Origin of the sequence: Chondromyces apiculatus DSM 436 (assembly GCF_000601485.1) — a bacterium.
GTDB classification, from domain to species: domain Bacteria; phylum Myxococcota_A; class Polyangia; order Polyangiales; family Polyangiaceae; genus Chondromyces; species Chondromyces apiculatus.
Window position 1 is genome coordinate 33,629 of the sequence record NZ_ASRX01000015.1, and the last position, 17,422, is coordinate 51,050.

Below are 17,422 nucleotides of genomic sequence, written 5' to 3' on the forward strand. Positions count from 1 at the left end.
GCATCTGTCGCGCGGTGTGGACATCCGGCTGGCCGGTGGGTCGAACAGGATAACTCGCGGTGGGGGCGGGGTCGTCAGGTGCCCAGTTGGCCAGCTACTTGCAACCGGATAGCATCATTCCTTGGGTCCGGAGGGAATCCGTATGTGGCGAGCTGGCTTTTCGGTGTGTCTGGCAGTGGTTCTGGGTTGTGCTGTGGGGTGTGACGGTGACGACGGTGTCACACCCCCGCCGGAGCCGCCGGCCGATCCGGCGCACCTTGAGCCGCCGCCCGGTGGATCGGGCTTCCAGCTCGAAACCGATGAGACGGAGGTGGCGCCCGGTGACGAGGTGCAGGACTGCTACTTTTTCCGGGTGAGCGAGCTGCTGGAGCGAGCCAGCATGCCCGCGGATGCGCCGCTGAACCTGAACCGGGTGCAGATCGCGCAGCGCGAGGGGTCGCATCACATGAACGTCTACCGGGTGAGGACCCGGCACGGGCTCGATCCCGACAACGGGCCCGTGGTGAGGGGCAAGAACGGCGCCGGTGAGTGCTTCAAGAGCCCGAACTGGGCGGACTGGCCGCTCATCGCCAATTCACAGCAGGATGGGCAGCTCGACTGGACCTTCCCCGAGGGCGTCGCGAACGTCTTGCAGCCCGATGAGTGGCTCATGGTGCAGACGCACTACGTCAACGCGACCTCGCAGAGCACACCCGAGGGCTTCGGGAAGGTGCGGGTCAACTTCTGGCACCTGCCCGCCGACAAGGTCGTCCACGAGATGGGGACCGTGTTTGCGACGAAGCAATCCATCCGGGTTTGCCAGAGCAACCCCACGCCCATCTTCCACGGGACCTGTCAGCTCAACAGCCCGGACCCGGTGAAGGTCATCGGCGCCAACGGGCACTTCCACAGCCGCGGTACCCAGTTCGACATCTTCTCGTGGGATGGCGTGTCGATCTCCGAGCCGTCTGCGGCGTCGAAGTTCTACAGCTCGACGAGCTGGGACGATCCGCCGATGCTGACCTCCCCGGATCTCGATCTGAGCATCCCCTCGATGGGTGGGATCTGGTACTCGTGCACCTACCAGTGGGATCAGCCGGAGCCCTCCGTGGGCTGCAGCGGGCTCGACCAGTTCGACGCCGAGAAGTACAGCACGCCCGAGGAGAACCTGGACTGCTGTTACACCTTCGGGCCCATCGTCGAGAAGAACGAGCACTGCAACGCGTTCATCTACTACTACCCGAAGCAGGACGACGTGAACTGCTTCTGAGAGCCTGCGTCCGCGCTCGTTTCCTCTGCATCCTCGAGCTGCCCATGCCGACACCGACGCTGTGTGGTGCGCTTCGCGCGGTGTTCGCGCTCGCGCTCGTGTCGTTCATCCCGGGCTGCCCTGACGAGCCGATGCCGCCTGCCGAGGAAGCGGCGGCGTGGCGGGCGGTGCTGGATGAGGAGGATCTGCAGGGGGTCTTGCTGTCGGTGTGGGCAGCGGGGTCGGGCGAGGTCTTCGCGGTCGGTGGCCCGCTCGGCAATGGCGGCTTCGAGACGCAGGCACTCCGTTTCGATGGTGAGCGCTGGCAAGACCTCGCGCCGGGCGGGGAGGAGACCCTGTGGTGGGTGTCCGGTGCAGGTCGCGACGATGTGTGGATGGTCGGAGAGCAGGGCCGCCTCCTGCACTGGGATGGGGCGGCATTCACCGAACACGAGTCGGGGACGAGCGCCACGCTGTGGGGGGTCTACGCCTTCTCGGCGACCGAGGCGTGGGCAGTGGGGGGCACGCCTGGCAAAGGGCTGGATGCGCCGAACGACATCGTGTTGCGCTGGGACGGGGACACGTGGAGCGCAGAGCCTCTGCCAGGAGAGCCGCTCGGCCAGGCACTCTACAAGGTGTGGGGAACCAGCTCGGAGGACCTCTACGTGGTCGGAGAAGGGGGAACCATCTGGCACCGGGGCGCCGCGGGCTGGGTGCTGCAGTCGAACTCGACGCTCGCGAGCGGGACGCTGTTCACGGTCCACGGCTGCGGGCCGACGGAGGTCTACGCGGTCGGGGGCCAAGACGTGCTCCGTTCGGATGGTGAGCAGTGGACGAAGGTCGAGGTGGCGCTTCCGAACACCGTCAATGGCGTTGCCTGCAGCGCGCCTGGAGAGGTCGCGCTGGTAGGGTTCGGCGGACTCAAATTGCGTCTGGTGGAGGGGGCGTGGATCAACGAGCAAGCGGAGGATCCGCTGTCCGACCTGCACGCGGTGTGGCCTGGACCGGACGGGGCCCTGTGGACTGTGGGCGGTGACTTTCTCACCAAGCCCAGCCAGGGGACGCGGCGCCGGGGGGTGGTCGGCAGGTACGGCTCGGGAGAGGTGGCGGGAGAGGTCAACCCCTGACAATCTGGTCAGGCGTGCAGTATGGCGTGCGGGTCTTCAGCGACGTGAACCTGGGGGGCAGGCTAAGGTTTCATTCGGCCCGTGCCGGGAACAACGGGGAGGGCCGGCCCGGAATCACAGGAAGCGTGGCGGTGGCCGCGCGCTTGCAAGATCCACCACTCACTCGCCACTTGGCCCTCATCAGGAGACCTGGAACACCATGCGACGCATTGCTCAGCTTCTCGTAGGTTCGCTCACGCTCGTGGGCTCGCTGTTCGCCTCGTCGAGCGCTTCTGCAGGAATCGGTGCCTGTGGGGACATCAACGTCTCTGCCGAGGCACAGTGCACAGTCGAGATTGAAGGAGGGTGCAAGGCCCGCTGTACGCCGATCAGCTTCGAGGCAGCCTGCTACGGGCGCTGTGAAGGCGGCTGCAACGGGACGATCAGCGCATCGTGCACCGCGGATTGCAGTGCCTCGTGTCAGGCAGAGTGCACGGCCGATCCGGGGCGCTTCGACTGTACGGGCACCTGCCGGGCGAACTGCCAGGCTGATTGCAGCGCGAACTGCGCGGCGGGCGGCGATTCGGCGAACTGCGAGGCTGCGTGCAAGGCGAACTGCGGTGGTGAGTGCGATGTGCAGTGCGAGGCGACCCCCCCCCAGGCCGATTGCAACGCGCAGTGCGGCGCGTGCTGCTCGGGTGAGTGTACGGCCGAGGCGAACTTCGAGTGTCAGGTCGACTGCCAGGGCGGCTGCACCGCGGAGCTGAAGGGTGGTTGCGAGGTGCAGTGCGAGACGCCGAAGGGGGCTCTGTTCTGCGACGGGCAGTTCGTGGATGCGGGGAACAACCTGGAGGAGTGCATCGCCGCGCTGGATGCGATCCTGAACATCAAGGTCCAGGGCTACTCGGACGCTTCGTGCACGGGCAACTCGTGCCAGGCAGAGGCTGGCGTGAGCGTGAGCGCGTGCGCCGTGCCCGTCATCGGCAGCAAGATGGATGAGAAGGCCCTCGTCGGACTGGCTGCTGCGCTGGGTCTCGCCGTGGCAGCGCGCCGCCGCCGTCGCGCCTGAGCCCGTCCTTGAGCCTCGCGGGGGCCGGCAAACGCGCAGGCTCCCGCGGGGGCTGCAGGCCCTCCTCCACGGGGGGCTGCGACGTCGTGTAGAGTGCCGCCGGCGCATGCCGTTCTTCCGGATCCGACGCACGCTTCTGCGTCTCTCGGTGGCGACCCTGGTCGCCTGCGAGGCAGGGTCTCCTGTTCCTCCGCCGGCAGGGGCGCCACCTCCGCCATCTGCATCCACCTCGATCGCCGCCGCTGCGCCTGCAGCGTCCTCGGCAACCCCGACCCCTGCCCAGACGGAGGGTATCCCCGCAGGCGATGAGGCTTCGGCTCCTCTACCTCCGAACCCCCCCCTCGTCCTGAGCCCGGGCGGGCGACGCGCCGTGCGCGGCGATGCGGGACTGGTGACGTCCGTGGAGCCGAACGCCACGCGCGCAGGGGTGGAGGTGCTTCAGCGCGGAGGCAACGCCGTGGACGCGGCCGTGGCCGTCGCTTTCGCCCTCTCGGTCACGCACCCCAGCGCTGGGAATCTGGGTGGGGGTGGGTTCATGGTTGTGCGCCTTGCCAGCGGGCAGTCGCACACCCTCGATTTTCGGGAGACGGCGCCTTCCTCGGCCACGACCGAGGGCATTCTGAACATGGTCAAGCGCGGGGCGTACGGCTATGCCGCCACCGCGGTCCCCGGGACGGTGGCAGGGCTCGGGATGGCGCACGAGCGCTTCGGATCTCGCCCCTGGTCGGAGCTCGTCGCGCCTGCCATCGAGCTGGCCCGCAAGGGTCATCGACTCGGGCCGCGCCAGGCGCTGGTGCTGGGATGGGCCTGGTCGCGTCTCCAGCAAGATCCTGCAGCGCGCGCGATCTTTGGACGCAAAGGCAAGCCGCTGCCACAGGGAGGCATCCTCAGGCAGCCTGACCTGGCCAGCACGCTGGAGACGATCGCCAGAGAGGGGAGCCGCGCGTTTTACGAGGGGTCGATCGCCAGGAAGATCACCACCGCGATGGTGGCTCGCGGAGGCCTGGTCACGGAGGCCGACCTGAACGCCTACCAGGCGAAGATGCGCATCCCGCTCCGCTTCTCGTACCGTGGCTTCGACGTGGACACGATGGGGCCGCCGTCCATGGGCGGCGTGGCATTCGCGCAGATCATGCTCACGATGGAGCGCGTGAAGGCGTACGAGGCGCCAGAGGGCTCGGGTTTCTCGCTTCACCTCTTCGTCGAGGCCGCCAGGAGAGCGTACGCAGACCGCCGCCGGGCCAGCGCGGATCCCGACTTCATGCCCGAGTCCTCGGCTCACATCGCCAGGCTCCTCAGCGGCGCTTACCTCGACTCACGCAAGCCTCCCATCGATCGTGATCGGGCGACGGCCTCCCCGGACATCGTCGCAGCGCCCGAGCCAGACCCCGTGGAATCTCAGCAAACGACCCACTTCTCGGTCGTGGATGCCGCAGGCAATGCGGTGGCGTGCACCGTGACTCTCTCGGCGGGATTCGGGGCGAAGGTGGTGGTTCCCGGGACAGGGGTGGTGCTGAGCAATGCGCTCGCCGGGTTCACGCCCTCGGGGCCCAACATGGTGGCTCCTGGCAAGCGCATGCAGAGCTCGATGACACCCGCCATCGTCTCGCAGAATGGTCGGCTAGCGCTGGTGCTCGGATCCCCAGGCGGCGACACCATCCCCAACACGCTCGCTCAGGTGTTCCGGAACCTCGTGGATTACCGGATGACCATCGACGAGGCGGTGGAAGCGCCACGGCTACACCATCAGTGGCTTCCGGATCGCATCCGGGTCGAGCAGCAGCATCAGCCCGCGCGGAAGGCGCTGGAAGATCTGCGGCGCCGCGGGCACCTGCTGGAGATCGAGGCCACGCCGATCGGGCATGCCAACAGCATCCTCGTGGATGCAGCGGGGATGGCCTGGGGCCACGCCGACAGCCGCGAGGGGGGAGTCTCCGAGGGACTGCGGCGGGATCAGGCAGCGCCCAGACGGTAGTGCGAAGGAGGAGCAGGCATCCATGCTGGGGCTGGCTCCTCCTCGGTGTCGTTGCGCTTCTGTCTAACGACGACGACTGGACACGGGGCATTGCGCGCGATCCGCTCGGCAGTGCAACCCCCCAGCAACCGCTGCAGCAGGCTCGTCGGGTGCATCCCGATTACCACCAGATCCGCCCCGAGTTCCTCGGCCAGACCGACGATCGCGCGGTCAGGTCGTCCGACCCGAAAATGCATGGCCATGAGCCTGGCCTGCCCGCTGGCGGACTGGTGCTGGAGGACTCTCAATGAAGGGGGGGCAGACGACGAGGGGGCGGGAGGCGCCACCTGCGGTGTGGTCGCGTCACGCCAGGCTTGTGTAGCCTTCTTGGGACCCACGACGACCGCGTGAATCTCCGTCTCGCCGCGCATGTCGGCGAGATCGAATGCGAAGCGCCATGCCCTGCCTCCTGGCTCCGAGAGGTCCATCGCGACGACCACGATGTAGGGTTTGACGCAACGAAGGCGCCGCCCGCTCGGGGTCGACCCGGTGTCCGTGGCCGGCCTGGAAGTCGCCACCGTCGAACTGGCTTCGTCCCGCATCCTCCTGACTATTTTCTCAAGCGAAGTGCGACTCGCAAGTCCCCCACCCCAAGGTCGGCTTCGAAGATCGCGCCCACCTCCCCCTCCCGATCCCTTCTTGACGCATCTCCAGCGTCCCAGCAGCGTCGGAGGGCCGATGATCTCCCGCTACACGTCGCCGGAATTCGGGGCTCTCTGGTCGAGTTCCGCCCGTTATGAAACCTGGCTCAAGGTAGAGCTCGCCGCCTGCGAGGCCATGGAGAGCGCCCAGCTCGTTCCAGCAGGTACAGCCAGGTCACTCCGGGAGAAGGAGCTGAGCCTGGATCCGGTGCGCATCGAGGAGATCGAGCGCACCGTGAAGCATGATGTCATCGCTTTCCTGACCCACGTCGAGGATCTCGCCGGTCCGCCGGCGCGATGGCTCCACCGGGGGATGACCTCGAGTGATGTGCTCGATACGAGCTTCGCGCTGCTGCTGGTGAAAGCCGCGGATCTGCTGGAGCACCGCCTCGAGGCGCTGTGCACGGCGCTGGCGCGCCGGGCCGGGGAGCACCGGCACACGCCGATGATCGGCCGCAGCCACGGCATCGCCGCGGAACCGGTGACCTTTGGCGTCGTCCTGGCTGGGCACCTGGCGGAGATGAAGCGGTGCAAGGGGCGCCTCCGCGCGGCTCGGGAGGAGATCGCGGTCGGAAAGATCGCAGGCGCCGTGGGGACCTACGCGCACCTCGATCCGAGCATCGAGGAAGCTGCGCTCGCCGCCCTGGGTCTGCGCCCGGAGACGGTGGCCACGCAGATCGTTCCACGCGATCGTCACGCGGTCTTCTTCTCCACGCTGGCCGTGATCGCGGCAGGCGTGGAGAGACTGGCGACCAACGTTCGTCACTGGCAGCGCACCGAGGTCGGGGAGGCCGAGGAGCGCTTCACCACGGGGCAGAAGGGATCGAGCGCGATGCCGCACAAGCGCAACCCGATCCTCAGCGAGAACCTGTGCGGGCTCGCGCGCCTCGTGCGCGCAGCGGTGGTCCCCGCGCTCGAGAACGTGGTGCTGTGGCACGAGCGCGACATCTCTCATTCCTCCGTGGAGCGCGCCATCGCGCCCGACGCGACCGCGACGCTGGGCTTCATGCTGGAGCGCGCCACGAGCATCGTCGACGGGCTCGTCGTCTATCCAGAAGCGATGCGGCGCAACCTGGACGACGTGGGGGAGCTGTACTTCAGCGAGGGGGTGATGCTTGCGCTGGTCGGTGCGGGGTTGCCTCGTCAGCGCGCTTATGAGCTGGTTCAGCGTGCCGCGATGCGTGCCTTGCAGGGGGACGGAGGCTTCAAGGAGCTGCTCGCCGCTGACCCCGAGGTGACCAGGCATCTCACGCCGGATGCGCTGGCGCACTGCTTCGACCTGGAGCGCGCGCTCGCCCATGCGGATGCCATCGTCGATCGCGCTCTGCGCGATTGACCTGGCGCAGAGCGACCGTGTGCTCGCCGCGCCCGCGGTCCTCGTGCTTTCTCGCGGGTCCTCGCAGGCCCTCGCCCTGACCGAGGTCCCCCCTGCGCTACGTCTCGGCCCAGCGCGCAGGTCGCGCCTTGAGGGTACGCACGCCCAGCGCATCGCACCACGCCTCGAACTGCTGACGCGGCACGCCCTGGAAGCGCAGGTCGGCGAGCTGTTCGGGCAACGGGACATCGCTCACCAGGGTGGCGAGCTTTCTGTACAGCAGCGCGTTGTCGCGCTGCTCGGCCAGCACGCGCGCGAGCCGCTCCGCCCCTCGGATCGCTGACGGCCAGCTCCGAGGATCGTCCGGGATCTGCTCGAGTCGACCGAACGCATCGAGCAGCGCGGCGGCCGTCTTCGCGCCGATCCCCGGGATCCCGGGGATTCCATCGGCATCGTCTCCGATCAGCGCCAGCAAGTCCGGGATCTGCGCCGGCGCTACCCCCCGCACCGTGCGCAGCGTCGCCGCGTCGATCACCCGACCCTGCGCACGATCCACCTGCACGACCCGATCGCCGTCGAGGCACTGCCCCAGGTCCTTGTCGGGCGTCATGATGCGGACCTGCGCCACGTCCTGGCGAAAGCGTGCGGCGCCTGTGGCGAGGGCGTCGTCTGCCTCGAACCGGTCCATCGACCAGACGGTCACGCCGAGCGCACGGGTCGCCTCCTCGACGGCATCGAACTGGGCGAGGAGCGCAGGGTCCACGCCTTCCTCGGTCTTGTAGCCGGCGAAGAGATCGTTGCGGAAGGAACGGATGGGGTTGTCGAAGGCCACCGCGATGTGCGTGACCGCCTCGGCCTCCTCGTGCAGCAGCGCGAGCAACGAGGAGGCGACGCCGACGGTGGCCTTCAGATCCTGGCCATCTGGACCTTTGAACCCCGGGCGCTTGGAGTAGTGCGCGCGGAACAGCTCGTAGGTGCCGTCGATGAGGTGCAGCCGCATGCGGCCTCTAGCGGCGCCGCCGCCCGCGGAGCACCAGCCCCAGCGCGGCGAAGAGCGAGAGCAGCGAGGCCCCCGTCGTGCTGCTGGTGTCATCGCCGACCACGCCGCAGCCACAGCCGTCAGGGTCGGAGACGACGGGTCCTTCGGGGCCGCCACCCGCGCCGCCCGCGCCGCCCGCGCCGGTCTCGTCGCAGCCGGCCGCGTTTTCCGCGAGGTTCGTGAAGGGCGCGTTGGTGATGCCGGAGAAGGCGATGTCGTCGATGAACCACCCCTCGTCGCCCGCCGCTTCATCCGTGCCAATGCGGAAGCGGACCTGCACCGTCTCTCCGGCGAAGGCCGTCCCGAGATCGATGCTCGCTGCGGTGTAGCCCGGCCACTCCGCGTTCTCGCCCGTGAAGCCCTGGCGGTCGGAGAGCGGGTTGCCGGAGAGGTCGGTGATCGTCCCCAGGTATCCAGGATCGGCGAAGTCAGCGAGGTCGTTCCAGGTGGCACCGCCATCGGAGCTGATCTCGATCACGGCGCCGTCCCAGGCCGTGTCCTGGCTGTACTCGAACTTGTGCGCGTGCTTGAAGGAGAGCACGAGCGGTTGATCCGCGCTCACCTCGAGCGGGGGCGATACCAGGCTGGTGTCGGAGACCGAGGGGAAGTCGATGCCGCTCCAGTGGTGGTTCATGGCACCAGCCTGCACGGTGCGGCTCCAGACGCCGTCCACCGAGCCTTCGGCCGCCCACGCTTCGTCCTCGCTCTCGACCGAGTCCACGGTGCTGGTGGCGGGCTCGGCGTCGTAGTGCACCCGTCGGAGTTCGGCTCGCGCGAGCTGAGGGGTGCAGGTCTGGGCGCTGGTGAGCGACACATCGAGGACCACCGGCTGCGCCGTCGAGAAGGAGCTGTCGAGGGCGACCTGGACCGTGGCCATGCCCGTGGAGAAGGGCGCGACAGAGCCGAACTCGACGAGCGCGCCGGCAGGGAAAGACACGCCGGGGCTCGTTGTGGACACGGTGGCGCGTGCATCCGTCAGCGCCGCGACGCCGCTGTTGGTGATCTCGATGGTCACCAGGCCCGTCTCCTCGCGGTCGAGGATCCCGTCGTCGTCGCAGGAGGTCACGGAGTCGTCCACGGTCACCGCGCTGAACACGAAGTTCGGTCGCAGCTCGAAGTCCTCCACGACACCCTGCATGTCCTGCGAATTGCGGTCCGGAGACACGGCGCAGGTCCCGGCGCCGCGACGCGCGAAGCCCTGGGCCAGCGCGATGAAGTCGTTCGGATCGTGCGCCGCCGCCGCGGCGAGGATGGCGTCGCGCTGCTCGGTGAAGGTCGGCTCGACCGGAGCCATCTTCATACCGCCGACGATGTAGTCGCTCATCAGGCGTCGCGCTTCGGGGAACGGGTGCGACTGGATCAGCCCGGCGTAGGCGTCGAACAGCATCGTGGTCCAGACTTCGCCGGCGTTGTGGCTCTCCGCATTGCTCCCGAGGTCGACCAGGGGATGGTTGTCGGGCAGCGGTTCGCCATCCGCGATGTGCCGGAAGCTGAAGCCATCGATGTCGGTGCTCGTCGAGTACGGGACCCGGCGGATGCCGAAGTAGGGGTCTCCCAGGGCCGCGGTCGCGTACACCGCCAGCGGGAATGCGCCCGTGAGATCGTCTCCTTGTTCGAGGAGCATGTGGAGTGCAACGAAGTCACCCCAGCCCTCGCTCTGGCCCGCGCACTGCGGCCCTCCGCAGGCCACCAGGCGGTGGTGCAGGTAGTGTCCCCATTCGTGGGCGACGATGCTGTTGTCGATGGTGCCGTCGCGGGTCGATGCTCCCTCGCGCGTCATGGTCACGGTCACCTGACCTGCCTGCAGCGCCGTCTTCAGGACCGCGCCGTTCTCCTGCGAGACGCTCAGCACGGGGATGTTCACGGCCGCGTTGCCGCCCATGCCCATGGCGCCGGCGCCGGCCTGGCTGTTGGCGATGAGCACGCCCACCGCCCCGGCGCTCTGCGCCGCCAGCACCTTGTCCGTGTAGTCGCAGTTGCCGCGATCGATGAGGGCGATGCGGCCCGAGATCTGACCGGCGTTGGTCAGCGGGCTGCAGGCGTCGGTCACCGTGTTTGCGCCGTCGTTCACCAGCGCGAGCTGGTTCGTGAGGTTGAAACTCGAAGGACCGAAGGAGGCGTAGTCCGTCTCCATGGTGGTGTTCAGGGGCTGGACCGAGAGAGAGGTCGACCCATCGCCCGAGCTCCAGACGTACATCTGCATGATGGGCGATTCACCGTCGCCCAGCGTCTGCATGTTGGCGTTGTCGGTGCCGCTGTAGTCCTGCGCCTCTGCGAGGAGCACGTCGCCGTCCACGCCACCGCGGCCCATGTTGTCGGCCTGCGCGTTGCCCCCGGCCTCGTCGAATCCGGAGTCGTAGTACCAGTCGTGGAGCCAGTTGTTGACGTAGAAGAGCTGCGCCACGGACGCCATGATCTGGTTCTGGCTGGCGTTGGCCGAGGTGGTGACGTCGTACACACGGTCGAAGGTCTGCGTGGACGTGGTCGTAGCCCGGAGGTCGCCGGAGCTGTACCCGTCCGGGTTGTTCAGGTCTGCGTAGGCGTCGACGTTGTTGCCCGAGGTCGTCGTGGCGCTGAGCGCCAGCCAGGGATCGAAGGTCCCTTGTGGGTTCGTGTTGAACCCGTTGATGTCGACCATGACGGGGGCGATGAAGGCCGGCGACGATCCATCAGGGCTGCCGGTCGGGTGGGGGAGGAAGTCCGCGTGGGGGCCGGCGAGGGGGACATGGTCGCCGTCCGGCTCCGCCCAGACGCGGTAGTTGAAGGCGTTGAGCGTCAGGTTCTCGCGGTAGAAGACACGGCCGTCGTCTGCTGCGATCACATAGGCGTAGGCGTCAGAGGCCGCTCCGCCGTTGCTCGGCATGACCTCCAGGAAGTAGGCGTTCACGAGCCGGTCAGGGAGCGGGTAGAGCACCCGCTTCACGCGCGCTGGACGCGACAGCCGGAGGCCCGAGGCCGCGACGGCGCTCTCCTTCATCTGGAAGTAGCGGTAACCCGTGCCGGGCTTCTTCGTCTCGTCGAGGTCCTGAGCTGCGACGCTGGCGCCGTACAGGTCGTGGAGGGCGGCTGCGATCGCGCTCGCTCCGGACAGGACCACCTTGCCACTGCCGCGCGCTCCCTCCGTGGCCGAGGCGTGCAGGTTTCCCGAGATGGCGACCAGGGAGAGGTCACGCTTCATCAGCACCTTGAGGGCGTTGCGGTGCACCTCGATGCCGCCCACCCGTTGCCGGAAGGTGACGATGATCCCGCCGGTGCCCGTGTCGTGGACCTCGGCCACCTCTACCGTGGCGAGCGCCGCGGGGGAGAGCCTGTAGCGCATCGCATGCTGCTCCAGGTACGTGCGCGCGGCGCGCTCCGGGGTCGCGCCCACCACGCGCGGTGACGCCTTCGCGTTCGCGGTCGCCCATAGGAAGGTGGGGACCCCTCGCCGGTCGTCCATCGAGGTCACGACGGCCCCTGGCGTCGGCGTGCTCCGAGAGGGCGTGCCCGCTGTCGCGGCTGCAGGCTGGTGCGCGTAGGCGTCGTAGTTGGGCCGGTCGACTGCGTGAGCCGCCGAGACTGACAGGAGCGCGGCCGTGAGCGCGGAGTAGCGGAGAGATCTTTTCATCGCAGGTTCCCGAACGGAGGACGGCGGTCAGCGAGCAACGCTGCAGGATGCAGGGCGTCGCTACTGGTGGTGACGTGACGGTCACACCGGAGCGCCCCCAGGGTAGTCGCTGCCGTGAACCGAGGGAAGGTCACCTTCCCTCGCGCGGCGCGTCACGCGCGAGCATCACACGCGGCTGAAGTGGTCATGCCACTGACGAATTTCGTCGATCAGACCGCGACCAACCGGCGTCGGCTTTGCGTGCGCGAGCAGCACCTCGGCACCCTCGCGGTTGATGGCCCGGATCTGCGCGAAGCGCGCTGCGAACGAGGGGTGCTGCGCCAGCGGGTCTCCCTCGGCGAGCATGCGCTCGTAAAGGCGTGCGACTGGCAGGAAGGCGTGCACGGCGAGGAGCACGCCGTGCAGGGGGCGCGGGTCGGGGCGCACAGGCGAGGTGTAGAGCGGCGAGAACGCATTCTCGAGCACGTCGTCCAGCTCGAAGAGCGCATTGAGCTTGTTGTGAGAGAATTCGTGAATCAGCGCTTCTGTCAGCGTCATCTGGGCAGGATGCAGCGACAGGTAGATGGTGCCGATGGCTTCCTGGTACGAGGCGGACAGGTGTCGCTCTTCGTCGTGGCCCACGGGGACGATCTGGTGGAGGAAGAGTGCCATCTCTCCCCGCAGATCCGGCAGGTATCGTTCGATGGGCGCGAGTGCGGCCCGCAAGGCGTCGAGCCATTCCGTGATGGGGCGTCCACCAAGCGCGATCGCATTGCCCTGCTTGTCAGGGTGCGCTTCCTCCATGGACACCGGATTGTTGTCCGTGAGCGCCAGCATCATGGTCGCGTCGATGGGGTGGTAGTGCTGGGTCACCTGGACGCCTTCGGCGACGACCCCGGCCTCTCCCGCTTCCCAGCCATCGAGCGCGACAGTCACCTGCCCGTGCGCGGCGCTGGTGACCATCATCCTGCCGTTCTCGAAGGTCACCTCCGCCACGTCGGGCGGTAGCGTCACGGTGGCGCGGGCGAGCAGGGAGGTGATGCGGGGGGGAGGGTGACGGAGGCGCGCCCGCTCCGGGATGGCGCGGTGGATGGCGAGCTCGAGATACAGCGTACCCATCAGCTCGGCGAGCACAGGCTCCGCATGCGTGGGCGGGAGTCTTCCCGCGCGTAGACAGCGGATGAGCGCGCCCACGGTCGGTCTGCGCACCGAGCTTGCGAGCGCGCCTGGATGCGAGGCGAAGACCAGTTTCAGCCATCGCTGGAACGCGGAGAGGTCCTCGCGGATGCCCGGTGACAGGGGCAGCCCTCGGCCCACGTGGGGGAGTTCCGAGAGCAGCCGCCGGATGGCGCGGGACAGGATCTCGCGCCCCGTTCCCGACCCCGGCGTGGGGATGGTCAGGTCTCTCGGGGGCGCGAGGGGCGCGAGCACAGGGGGATGGGTGCGCTAGGTCCGGCTCGCCTCGAGCGCCGCAGGCTGTCGCCCGACGGACATGTCCGCCATCAGGATGGGCGGGGCGTGCAGGCACATGATGCTCGGCTCGGCGGGGGCGGTCTGCTTCGCCATGCGCAGCGCCTCGTCCATGGTGCGCGCGGTCTCCCAGCCGAGGAGCTGGGGGATGTACTCGTTGTCGGCGCCCACCACGATGGTGCGACCGAGGTGCTGCCGGCCCGCTTCGCCCCAGTACCACATGAAGAAGGGGTGCGTCGGGTGGTAGGCGTTCCCGAAGCGGTACATCTCGATGTACGCGGGGTTCTGCGAGAACTTCTTCTCGTAGCGCTTGTGCAGCTCCATGGCGTCGCGCGTCTCCGGGAGCAGGCGGTGGACGAACTCGATGTAGGGCGCGTGGTGCTCGTTGTCGAAGAGGTCCGTGCAAGGGTGCAGGATGATCATCGTCCCGCCCTTCTTCACCATGGGCACGCCGCGGTAGAGGTTGAAGAGGTAGCCGCTTGCCATCACCTGCACGAGCAGCGGGTTCAGGAACGAGTTGACGTTGTACGGGCTGATGTAAGGGATGCCCGTGACCAGGATGTCGGCCTGGCCGACGACGGGGACCATGTACTGGTCGAAGCTGCGGCGGAGGGTGTTCTCGTGAGTGGCCTCCGTCTCGCCGGCGAACACGCCCGTGACGCCGTAGGGGGAGGGGACCCGCTGGAAGATGGCTTGCCTGGCAGGCTGGGGGACCTTGGAGAGGGTGAACCGCAAGGCGCGGAGGGCGCTCCGCTCGTTCGCGGTGAGGTCGTCCTCGTTCTTCGCGAGGAACTCGAGGGGACGATCGAACATGCGGTTGTTGATCGTCGTCTCGATGGTGAAGACGTTCACCTTCTTGTTGAGCAGGCGGCCCATCCTCACCACGCTGGTGTTGAGCGCCGAGCTCTTGGGATCCATGTAGGAGTGGCAGTCGCGCATGATGCGCGGGTTGTGGTGCGCGCGCAGGCTCCGGTAGCCGCACAGGCCCACGGCGACCGACTTGTGGCCACCGTCCATGGGGACGAGGTTCAGGTTCACGTAGATGATGAGATCGCTCTCGGCGGCGCGCCGGTTGATCTCCACCTCCTCGCCCTCGTCGGTGGTGCCGATGAACTTCATGTTGGCGAGGTTCTCGGCGTCGTGGTTGTAGAGCTTCTTCGGCCAGAAGGCGTTGAAGATCTTGTCGCCCACCACGTGGCGGATCTCCCAGTCCTTCATGCGCCGGTGCACGCTCGTGGCGATGATGATCTCCACGTCGTCGACGCCGTAGTCGTTGAGCAGGTCGAGCACGATCGTGAGCACGCGCTCGCGGATGTCGGGGCGCCGCATGGGCGGCAGCGGCAGGGAAATGTCGTCCACCGCGATGGTGACCTTCATCCCGGGCCGGAGCTTGGCGTAGAGGGGCTCCGAATTGTAGGGGTGGTTGATCGCGTAGCGGATGGCCGCGTCCACGTTCTTGAGCGCCTCGAGGGGCGGCTTCGGGTAGATGACGCGGGTGCCCGTAGGCAGGTCTACCTCGACGAGCTGATCGCCCGAGAAGAGCGTGCGCGGCGCGCTGCGGCTGTCGAGAGTGACGACACAAGGATGGCTCATGGGGTTGATGGGCTCCGGATCAGGCAGCGAGATCGAGGATCGGCCAGTGATAGGCTTGGGCGAGGAGCTTCAAGCGACGGTCCGGGTTGACCGCAGCCGGGTAACCGACGACCGACAGCATGGGGACGTCGGAGTAGCTGTCCGAGTACCCGAAGCACTCGTCCAGGTTGTGGCCCTTGGCGCGTGCGTGCTCACGGACGAGGCGGGCTTTCTCGGGCCCGGCCACGACCGGGCGGAGGAGCTTGCCGGTCGCGAAGAAGTCTTTGATTTCCAGGCGGTTAGCGATGACGTCCGTGGCTCCCAGGTGGTCGCGCAGGCGGTTGGCGAGGAAGTCGAGCGCCCCCGAGATGAGCACCACGTCGTGGCCCTTATCGAGGCTGCACTGCACCAGATCGCGCGCCTTCGGGAGGATCGCGGGCTTCATCACCTTGTCGAAGGTCTCCTCGGCGAGGCACACGAGCCTGTCCTCCGAGACGCCCTCGAAGGAGGTGAACAGCATCTCGTTGAAGAGCCGCCGATCGCGCGTCTCGGCCAGCACCATCCAGGGGGCCTTGACGAGGGCACGCCCCAGCTTGGCGACGCTGTGCAGCGGCGTCGGCTGGTTGAGCATGTAGAACAGCGTGGGATGCACGAGGTTCGTCGTGATCAGCGTGCCGTCCACATCGAAGTAGCTTGCCGGCATGGCGAGGGAGATCTCCCTGGAAGCCAGTCGAGTCAAGAGCGAGGCAGCGCGAACCGACCTACGCGGGCCCAGCATCACCAGATCAGGCGACGATCCGGCCGGTTCACTTCGCTCGGAGCAGGCTCACCACCACCCTGGAACGTGCGTTCTGAAAGTAGGTGTCCAGGGCCTGTGCGAGGCGCTGGCTGACGTACCAGCGCCTCAGGGCAGGCGCGACGTCGTTGAACCGCTGTTCCTTGAAGGGGGTGGTCCCGGTGCGGAGCGCTGCCCGGAGTTCGTACTCGCTCGGTTCGAGCATGGGCGCGACCATCCGGTCGAGGTACAAGCTCGCGCGCGCCTGGCGACGAAGCATCGCGTCGAGCTCGTCGGAAGCGATTCCCTCCGCCTTCATGGCGGCGAGCAAGCGCTCCTTCCCGCGCACGCGTTGCTCAAGAGCCTCGCGCGCGGCCTCGGCGCGGGCTCCGATCTCCTCCGGCTTCGGCGCTGGCTCGACGGGCATGCTGGCCAGCATCGTCTCGGCGATGTGCCGATCCATCGCGGCGCGCACGTGCCGGTCGAGGAAAGACGCAGCCTCCTGCTCTGGATCGGCAAGCGCTTCCAGTCGGGCCTGGAAGGCAAGCTCGCGGGTGAAGATGAACTGCGGTCGGTCGCCGCCACCCGTTTCCGGCGCGTACCAGCGCACCACCACCCGGTCGACCATCAGGGGAGCGCTCGGGGAGGAGGCGGCAGGCGTCTGGGCATGCGCTGGGCTGACCCAGGAGATCCCGGGGCCGAGCAGCATGGCCAGGGCGATCAGGGGGGCGCGCACGCGAGGATGCTATCGCGCGCAGGACCTCCGCGCACGCTCCGGGTGAGGGGAGGGCGGCTACTCCTGCAGGTCCGTGCCCGGTCCTCGGCGCTGGCCGTGTCGGCCTTCTCCCGCGTTGAACGCCCGCAGTCCGTCGCGGAAGCCCTCGTCGGAGAGGCTTTCCATGCCGTGGCGCATCTCGTTGCTCAGGGCGGCTTCGAGGGACATCACGCTCTGTTCGTAGGCGCTGAGCCTGTCCTCGCGCAGGCAGCGCTGGGGCAGCGCTGCGAGCTGGAGCGCCAGCTCTCTGGCCGCGTGAGCAGCTTCCCCGCGGGGGGCGACGCGGTTCACGAGGCCCATGCTCGCCGCTTCCTTCGCGTCGACGGCCCTGCCTGTGAGGATCAGATCGAGGGCGTGGCTCAGTCCGATGAGGCGGGGCAAGCGGATGGTGCCGCCGTCGATGAGGGGGACGCCGAATCTCCGGCAGAACACGCCGAGCACGGCGTCCTCGGCGGCGACGCGCAGGTCGCACCAGAGCGCGAGCTCCAGCCCACCGGCGACGGCGTAGCCCTCGATCGCTGCAATGGCGGGTTTGGACAGGAGCATCCGTGTCGGGCCCATGGGGCCGTCTCCGTCGGGCGAGAGGCGGTTGCCGCGACCTTCTGCGAACGCTTTGAGATCGGCACCTGCGCAGAAGTGATCTCCTGCGCCCGTGAGCACGGCGACGCGGGCTTCCGGGTCTGCCTCGAAGTGGCGGAATGCGTCGGCAAGTGCGCGTGCGGTGGGGCCGTCGACGGCATTGCGGACTTCGGGGCGGTCTATGGTGATTGTAGCAATGTGGTCGCTGGTCTCGTAGCGCACGGTCATCAGGGGGTGCTCCTTGCCTGCAGCA

General features: G+C 67.9%; 13 protein-coding genes. 5 read left to right on the forward strand and 8 right to left on the reverse strand.

All coding sequences use genetic code 11. From position 1 onward, the window contains the following. The first annotated feature begins 193 nt into the window (after positions 1–193). The 4 genes from CAP_RS10855 to ggt all read left to right on the forward strand — a co-directional run bounded on the left by CAP_RS10855 (position 194) and on the right by ggt (position 5,378). On the forward strand, positions 194–1,249 hold the full coding sequence (locus tag CAP_RS10855) for a hypothetical protein (protein ID WP_044239494.1): 1,056 nt from the start codon (positions 194–196) through the stop codon (positions 1,247–1,249). A 44-nt stretch (positions 1,250–1,293) separates the two neighbouring features. Next, positions 1,294–2,355, forward strand: a complete 1,062-nt coding sequence (locus CAP_RS10860) for a sialidase family protein (RefSeq protein WP_044239497.1) — start codon at positions 1,294–1,296, stop codon at positions 2,353–2,355. Positions 2,356–2,554: 199 nt separating this feature from the next. Beyond that, complete coding sequence (locus tag CAP_RS10865; protein ID WP_044239499.1) at positions 2,555–3,403, forward strand: hypothetical protein; 849 nt, start codon at positions 2,555–2,557, stop codon at positions 3,401–3,403. A 391-nt stretch (positions 3,404–3,794) separates the two neighbouring features. Further along, on the forward strand, positions 3,795–5,378 hold the full coding sequence (gene ggt, locus CAP_RS10870) for a gamma-glutamyltransferase (protein WP_231511305.1): 1,584 nt from the start codon (positions 3,795–3,797) through the stop codon (positions 5,376–5,378). Here ggt and CAP_RS10875 read toward each other — a convergent pair. Next, positions 5,357–5,959 carry a universal stress protein gene (locus CAP_RS10875; protein ID WP_081864761.1) on the reverse strand — a complete coding sequence of 201 codons (603 nt, stop codon included), beginning with the start codon at positions 5,957–5,959 and terminating at the stop codon, positions 5,357–5,359. The two genes, ggt and CAP_RS10875, sit on opposite strands and share 22 nt — an antisense overlap. Before the next feature lie 136 nt (positions 5,960–6,095). On the opposite strand from CAP_RS10875, the gene purB reads away from it, so the two are divergent. Further along, positions 6,096–7,394 (forward strand): adenylosuccinate lyase, encoded by a 1,299-nt coding sequence (purB, locus tag CAP_RS10880; protein WP_044239501.1) that lies wholly within the window; start codon positions 6,096–6,098, stop codon positions 7,392–7,394. Positions 7,395–7,491: 97 nt separating this feature from the next. Here purB and CAP_RS10885 read toward each other — a convergent pair whose 3' ends face one another. The 7 genes from CAP_RS10885 to CAP_RS10915 all read right to left on the reverse strand — a co-directional run bounded on the left by CAP_RS10885 (position 7,492) and on the right by CAP_RS10915 (position 17,397). After that, positions 7,492–8,373 carry a 5'-3' exonuclease gene (locus CAP_RS10885; RefSeq protein WP_044239503.1) on the reverse strand — a complete coding sequence of 294 codons (882 nt, stop codon included), beginning with the start codon at positions 8,371–8,373 and terminating at the stop codon, positions 7,492–7,494. 7 nt (positions 8,374–8,380) lie between these two features. Further along, the gene (locus CAP_RS10890) at positions 8,381–12,019 is read right to left on the reverse strand and encodes a M36 family metallopeptidase (RefSeq protein WP_052374764.1); all 3,639 of its coding nucleotides are present in this window, start codon (positions 12,017–12,019) and stop codon (positions 8,381–8,383) included. Between the two features lie 165 nt (positions 12,020–12,184). Beyond that, positions 12,185–13,429: an aKG-HExxH-type peptide beta-hydroxylase gene (locus CAP_RS10895; RefSeq protein WP_044239505.1), complete on the reverse strand. Its 1,245-nt coding sequence runs from the start codon at positions 13,427–13,429 to the stop codon at positions 12,185–12,187. A 15-nt stretch (positions 13,430–13,444) separates the two neighbouring features. Next, entirely contained in the window at positions 13,445–15,061 is a 1,617-nt protein-coding gene (gene larAH / locus CAP_RS10900; RefSeq protein ID WP_044239506.1) for an NPN-dependent hydroxyacid isomerase, LarAH14/15/16 family, read from the reverse strand. Between the two features lie 19 nt (positions 15,062–15,080). Continuing rightward, positions 15,081–15,779 (reverse strand): HAD family hydrolase, encoded by a 699-nt coding sequence (locus CAP_RS10905; RefSeq protein ID WP_231511306.1) that lies wholly within the window; start codon positions 15,777–15,779, stop codon positions 15,081–15,083. A 67-nt stretch (positions 15,780–15,846) separates the two neighbouring features. Further along, complete coding sequence (locus CAP_RS10910) at positions 15,847–16,551, reverse strand: hypothetical protein (RefSeq protein ID WP_197041119.1); 705 nt, start codon at positions 16,549–16,551, stop codon at positions 15,847–15,849. A gap of 57 nt (positions 16,552–16,608) precedes the next feature. Next, positions 16,609–17,397 (reverse strand): crotonase/enoyl-CoA hydratase family protein, encoded by a 789-nt coding sequence (locus tag CAP_RS10915; protein ID WP_044239511.1) that lies wholly within the window; start codon positions 17,395–17,397, stop codon positions 16,609–16,611. Positions 17,398–17,422: the final 25 nt, after the last annotated feature.

What these genes read in the sequence shown, in the direction of transcription:
- CAP_RS10860 (WP_044239497.1), top strand. Translation starts at nt 1,294, where the DNA reads ATGCCGACACCGACGCTGTGTGGTGCGCTTCGCGCGGTGTTCGCGCTC.
- CAP_RS10865 (WP_044239499.1), top strand. Translation starts at nt 2,555, where the DNA reads ATGCGACGCATTGCTCAGCTTCTCGTAGGTTCGCTCACGCTCGTGGGC.
- CAP_RS10875 (WP_081864761.1), bottom strand. Translation starts at nt 5,959, where the DNA reads ATGCGGGACGAAGCCAGTTCGACGGTGGCGACTTCCAGGCCGGCCACG.
- purB (WP_044239501.1), top strand. Translation starts at nt 6,096, where the DNA reads ATGATCTCCCGCTACACGTCGCCGGAATTCGGGGCTCTCTGGTCGAGT.
- CAP_RS10885 (WP_044239503.1), bottom strand. Translation starts at nt 8,373, where the DNA reads ATGCGGCTGCACCTCATCGACGGCACCTACGAGCTGTTCCGCGCGCAC.
- CAP_RS10890 (WP_052374764.1), bottom strand. Translation starts at nt 12,019, where the DNA reads ATGAAAAGATCTCTCCGCTACTCCGCGCTCACGGCCGCGCTCCTGTCA.
- larAH (WP_044239506.1), bottom strand. Translation starts at nt 15,061, where the DNA reads ATGAGCCATCCTTGTGTCGTCACTCTCGACAGCCGCAGCGCGCCGCGC.
- CAP_RS10915 (WP_044239511.1), bottom strand. Translation starts at nt 17,397, where the DNA reads ATGACCGTGCGCTACGAGACCAGCGACCACATTGCTACAATCACCATA.